At 63.8% G+C, this 5,157-nt stretch carries 5 protein-coding genes and 2 pseudogenes; 6 read left to right on the forward strand and 1 reads right to left on the reverse strand.

The features are described from left to right. A pseudogene (locus EN738_RS30595) lies at positions 1-202 on the reverse strand (transposase); the annotation flags it as partial. Positions 203-276: 74 nt separating this feature from the next. Here EN738_RS30595 and EN738_RS30600 point away from each other — a divergent pair. The 6 genes and pseudogenes from EN738_RS30600 to EN738_RS30625 all read left to right on the forward strand — a co-directional run. Then, positions 277-1,071, forward strand: a complete 795-nt coding sequence (locus EN738_RS30600) for a transporter substrate-binding domain-containing protein (RefSeq protein WP_127286872.1) — start codon at positions 277-279, stop codon at positions 1,069-1,071. A gap of 211 nt (positions 1,072-1,282) precedes the next feature. After that, positions 1,283-1,948 (forward strand): ABC transporter permease, encoded by a 666-nt coding sequence (locus tag EN738_RS30605; RefSeq protein WP_127286876.1) that lies wholly within the window; start codon positions 1,283-1,285, stop codon positions 1,946-1,948. Beyond that, positions 1,948-2,757, forward strand: a complete 810-nt coding sequence (locus EN738_RS30610; RefSeq protein ID WP_127286873.1) for an ABC transporter permease — start codon at positions 1,948-1,950, stop codon at positions 2,755-2,757. Before EN738_RS30605 ends, EN738_RS30610 begins: the two co-directional genes overlap by 1 nt. 95 nt (positions 2,758-2,852) lie before the next feature. Beyond that, positions 2,853-3,854 (forward strand): Ldh family oxidoreductase, encoded by a 1,002-nt coding sequence (locus EN738_RS30615; protein ID WP_127286874.1) that lies wholly within the window; start codon positions 2,853-2,855, stop codon positions 3,852-3,854. Positions 3,855-3,951: 97 nt separating this feature from the next. Continuing rightward, positions 3,952-4,392, forward strand: coding sequence for an Rrf2 family transcriptional regulator (locus EN738_RS30620; RefSeq protein ID WP_127286875.1), 441 nt, complete (start codon positions 3,952-3,954; stop codon positions 4,390-4,392). Between the two features lie 109 nt (positions 4,393-4,501). Then, positions 4,502-5,157, forward strand: a pseudogene (locus EN738_RS30625) (hypothetical protein); the annotation flags it as partial.

Genomic DNA, 5,157 nt, shown 5'->3' on the forward strand with positions numbered 1-5,157 from the left:
CGGCCACGATCATCTGCACGATCTGACGCCGGCGCGTGACGAGATCGGCCAACGTCCTGGTCTCGGCATCGCGCAGCGGCCGCAGTTCCGGCTTGGTCGCAGCTATGAAGGCTGCGATGACGGCAGCATCGATCGGATCGGTCTTGGCCCGCTTGCCGAGCGCGTTGGCAAAGGCCCGGACCTGCGCTGGATTGACCACGATTCCTCCGCAACGTCGGCTAGTGCTGGCGTGAAGCGGGGCGAAAACCGGGAACACAACAAAATGGGAGTCCTGAAATGAAGACTGTTCTGAAAGCATTTGCCGCGGCGCTGCTTCTCGGCGTCGCCGCGATGGGCGTGGCCAGGGCCGATCCGGTCAAGATCGGCGTCGCCGCCGAGCCCTATCCGCCCTTCACCTCGCCGGATGCGTCGGGCAAATGGGTCGGCTGGGAGATCGACTTCATCGATGCCGTCTGCGCCGAGGAGAAGCTCGAATGTGTCATCACGCCCGTCGCCTGGGACGGCATCATTCCGGCGCTGACCACCAAGAAGATCGACCTGATCGTCTCCTCGATGTCGATCACCGACGAACGCAAGAAGACGATCGACTTCTCGGACAAGTACTATAACACGCTGCCGGCGATCATCGGCCCGAAGGACAAGAAATTCGGCGCCACGCCGGACGACCTCAAGGGCAAGGTGATCGGCGTCCAAGTATCGACCACACACGCGGTGTACGCCAAGAAGCACTTCACCGAGGCGCAGGAAATCAAGGAATACCAGACCCAGGACGAAGCCAACCAGGATCTCGCCGCCGGTCGCCTCGATGCGGTGCAGGCCGATTCGATCGCGCTTGTCGAATACCTCAAGTCGGACCAGGGCAAGGCCTGCTGCGACCTGAAGGGCATGGTGGCTCCGGACGACGAGGTGCTGGGGCCGGGCATCGGCGCCGGCGTGCGCAAGGAAGACACCGACCTGAAGGCAAAGATCAACGACGGCATCAAGGCGATCCGCGCCAACGGCAAGTATGACGAGATCACGAAGAAGTACTTCGATTTCGACATCTACGGCGGCCCTGCGCAGTCGAACTGACCGCTGATGAGCGAATGACCACGCGGCGCCTTTGCGCGCCGCGTGGGTTCGCCGCAACCTGTCCATGCAGGCTTTCCGCAGGTGCATCGCGCCCGGCGGTCCTGGCTCCAGCAATCCGGGGGCGAAGCTGATCGACGCATTTCTTCCGGCCTCGGCGGCCGGTATCATGGAACTCCTCTCGCCCGTGCCGCCGGGCTGGGGCGGAACCCTGTTGGTCGGGCTGCTGCATTCGATCGAGATCGCGGTCGGCGCCACCTGCCTCGGGCTTCTGATCGGCACCGGCGGCGCCTATGGCAAGCTCTATGGCGGGCCGGTGGTACGCGACCTGCTCGCCGTCTATACGACGGTGGTGCGCGCCGTGCCGGAACTGGTGCTGATCCTGCTGCTCTATTATGCCGGCACCGACCTGATCAACCAGGTGCTGACGGCGATGGGCTATCAGCGCGTCGACATCAGCGGCCTTGCGGCCGGCATTTTCGTGCTCGGCTTCGTGCAGGGCGCCTATTCGACCGAGGTCATCCGCGGCGCCATCCTGTCCATTCCGCAAGGGCAGATCGAGGCGGCGCGCGCCTACGGCATGCCGCCAAGCCTGCTTTTGCGACGCATAACGCTGCCGGCGATGCTGCCGTTCGCCATTCCCGGCCTTGCCAATCTGTGGCTGATCGCCACCAAGGACACGGCGCTGCTGGCAGTCGTCGGCTTCTTCGAGCTGACGCTTGCCACGCGGCAGGCCGCGGGCGTCACCAAGGCCTATCTCACCTTCTATGTCGCGGCGGGCGCTCTCTACCTAATGCTGTCGCTGTTCTCCAACTTGATCATCGGCCGCGTCGAGGCTTGGGCGCGGCGCGGCATGCCTTCGGTCAAGGAGGCGCGCTGATGGCCAACGAAGCCGTCGTTATCAACGCCGTCGCACGCGCCTCGCTGTGGCTGCAGCCGCATCGCGTCGTGCTGATCCTGATCGCGCTGGGCCTGGTCCTCGGCGCCGCCTTCTTCATGCGCTGGGACTGGCTGCCGCAATATTGGGAAATGGGTCTCATCGGCATCTGGCGGGCGCTGTGGATCCTGGCCGTCACCTGCACGCTGGGCTTCCTGCTGGCGGTGCCGCTCGGCCTGGCGCAGGCCGGCGGCCCGTTCTGGTTCGCCATGCCGGCCAAGGTGTTCTGCACCATCATCCGGGGCACGCCGCTGCTGCTGCAGCTCTGGCTGCTCTACTACGGCCTCGGTTCGCTGTTTCCGCAATATCCATGGATTCGCGACTCCTGGATGTGGCCCTATCTCAGGCAGGCTTGGCCCTATGGCGTGTTGGCGCTGACCTTGTCCTTCGCCGGCTATGAGGGCGAGGTCATGCGCGGCGCCTTCGCCGGCGTGCCGAAGGGGCAACTGGAAGCGGCACGCGCCTTCGGCATGAGCCGCTGGAAGATCTTCCGCCGCATCTGGCTGCCGCAGGCCTTCTACAGGGCGCTGCCGACGCTGACCGGCGAAACGGTGCTGCAGTTGAAGTCGACGCCGCTGGTGGCGACGATCAGCGTCATCGACATCTTCGCCGTCTCGTCCAAGGTGCGGCAGGATACCTACCTCACCTATGAACCCTTGCTGCTGCTGGCGTTGATCTATATGGCCATCACCGGCATTCTCGTCTTCGCCTTCAGCCGGATCGAGGCGCGGATTCCGGTCAAGATCGGTTAGCGAGTAGTCGATGGCGAGCAGCGAGCAGGGCTGTTCGCGTTTGTCACCGCTCACTAATCCCTACTCACTATTCGCTACTCACTAAGGCAATCGCCATGCAACTCAGTCTCGACCAGGCAACAGGACTGTGCCGGATGGCGGCGCTCGGCGCCGGCGCCAATGAGGAAAACGCACAGTCGCTCGCCGCCTCGATCGTCGCGGCCGAGGCGGAAGGGCTTGTCGCGGTCGGACTGTCGCATTTCATCGATTATCTCGAAGCGATCGAAGCCGGTCGTATCGACGGCAATGCCGATCCGGTCATCACCAGGCCGGCGCTCGCGGTCTATCTTTCCGACGCGCGCGGCGGCCTCGCCCATACCGGCTTTGACCGCACGGTCGAGGATCTCGCCAAGGCGGCAAAACTGTTCGGCGTCGCCATCTTCTCGCAGAAGAACGCTTACACCTGCGGCGCGCTCGGCTATTTCACCGGGCGGCTGGCGGCACAGGGGCTGGTGTCTTTCGCCGCCACCAACGGGCCGGCGGTGCTGGCCGGCTCCGGCTCGGTGAAACCGGTCTACTGCACCAATCCGATGTCGTTTGCCGCTCCGTCCGCCGACGGATCGCCGCTCGTCATCGACCAGTCGTCAAGCGCCACCGCCTTCGTCAACATCCGCAAGGCGGCCGAGGAGGGCAGGAAAATCCCCGAAGGCTGGGCGCTGGACGCCACCGGCAACCCGACCACAGACCCGGCGGCCGCCATGAAAGGCGCCATGCTTGCCTTCGGCGGCCAGCGCGGCGCCAACATCGCGCTGATGGTCGAAGTCCTGGCGGCGGGCCTTTCCGGCGCCAACTGGTCGCTTGACGCGCCCTGGTTCACCGGCGGCCCGGACAGCCCGGGAACGGGCTTGTTCGTGCTCGCCGTCGAGCCCAAGCTGCTCGACCCCGATTTCGAGCAGCGCATGCGTGACCAGCTCGACCGCCTGCGCCGCCGCTATGGCGTGCATGTGCCGGGCCGCGCCCGGGCGGAGGCGGCGGAGAAGGCCGTGGCGCGCGGCATCAATGCGCCCAAGGCGGTGATCCAGCGCATCTCCGAATTCGCCGAGCGCTATTCGGCTTGAGCAAGTCATCAAACGGCCTAGGCCTGCCGGCGATAGGCACCCTTGCAGCGGGTTCGGTCTGTGCCTAACATAAGCACAGACAGAAAAGACTGTTTCCATGAATACCCGCTTTGCCGTTGCCGTCCATATTTTGACGTTCCTTGAGAGCCAGGCCGGCGCGCCGGCTACGTCGGAATTGATCGCGTCCAGCGTCAACACCAACCCAACCCTGATCCGTCGGCTTCTGTCGCAGTTGGCCAAGGCGGGACTGACAACATCGCAGATGGGGTCCGGCGGCGGGGCGCTGCTTGCCCGACCGGCGAGTTCCATCACACTTCTCGATGTCTGGCGCGCAATGGATGCGGCGCAGGAGGTGTTTGCCATGCATGAGGCGCCGAACCCGATGTGTCCTGTCGGCAGAAACATCAAAAGGACGCTCGGACTAAGAATCGCGAGGGTCCGCTCGGCAATCGATGCCGAACTGGCCAAAACCACGATCGCCGCGATGGCCAGCGATGTTTCCCTGAACGCAGAAGAGCGCCTCACAGCGCTGCCCTGACCCGGCCGTCACGCTGAGAAATCGGCTTGACGCCAATATGTATCCATATTAGTCACATAAATGTGCAACTAATTTGGATACATATATGACTCCTTTAGCTCGCCGACACATGGCCGCCCTGGCGCTCGGCATCACCGCACTTGCCACGCTTTCGGCCGTCATACCCGCAAACATCGCCCTTGCTCAAACGGAGACCGCTATGTCGATTCAGAAGAAGCAGGTCGTGGACCTGCTCAAAGCCATTGAAACCGCGGCCGCCGAGCCGGTCGGCGTGATCAATCCCGACAAGTACATCCAGCACAATCTCGGCGCGGCCGACGGCCTTGTTGGCTTCGGCGCCCTGCTTGCGGCGCTGCCTCCGGGCTCGGCGAAAGTGAACACGGTACGTGTGTTCCAGGACGGCGATCTGGTCTTTGCCCACACCGCGTACGACTTTTTCGGTCCGAAGATCGGCTTCGACATCTTCCGCTTCGAGAACGGCAGGATCGTCGAGCATTGGGACAATTTGCAGGAGACCGCCGGTCCCAATCCGAGCGGCCGTACGATGATCGACGGGCCGACCGAATTGAAGGATCTCGACAAAACCGAAGCCAACAAGGCGCTCGTCAGCGCATTCGCCTATGACATTCTTGTCAATGGCCGCATGGACAGGCTTGCCGGCTATTTCGATGGCAACGGCGAAAGCTACCGCCAACATAATCCGCAGATCGCCGACGGCCTTTCGGGGCTTGCCGCGGGGTTCGCGGCCTTGGCGGAAGCCGGAAT

Origin of the sequence: Mesorhizobium sp. M4B.F.Ca.ET.017.02.2.1, assembly GCF_003998955.1 — a bacterium.
GTDB lineage: Bacteria > Pseudomonadota > Alphaproteobacteria > Rhizobiales > Rhizobiaceae > Mesorhizobium > Mesorhizobium abyssinicae.

Excerpts from the sequence above, each read along its gene's own strand:
- EN738_RS30600 (WP_127286872.1), top strand. The coding sequence starts at position 277 with ATGAAGACTGTTCTGAAAGCATTTGCCGCGGCGCTGCTTCTCGGCGTC.
- EN738_RS30610 (WP_127286873.1), top strand. The coding sequence starts at position 1,948 with ATGGCCAACGAAGCCGTCGTTATCAACGCCGTCGCACGCGCCTCGCTG.
- EN738_RS30615 (WP_127286874.1), top strand. The coding sequence starts at position 2,853 with ATGCAACTCAGTCTCGACCAGGCAACAGGACTGTGCCGGATGGCGGCG.
- EN738_RS30620 (WP_127286875.1), top strand. The coding sequence starts at position 3,952 with ATGAATACCCGCTTTGCCGTTGCCGTCCATATTTTGACGTTCCTTGAG.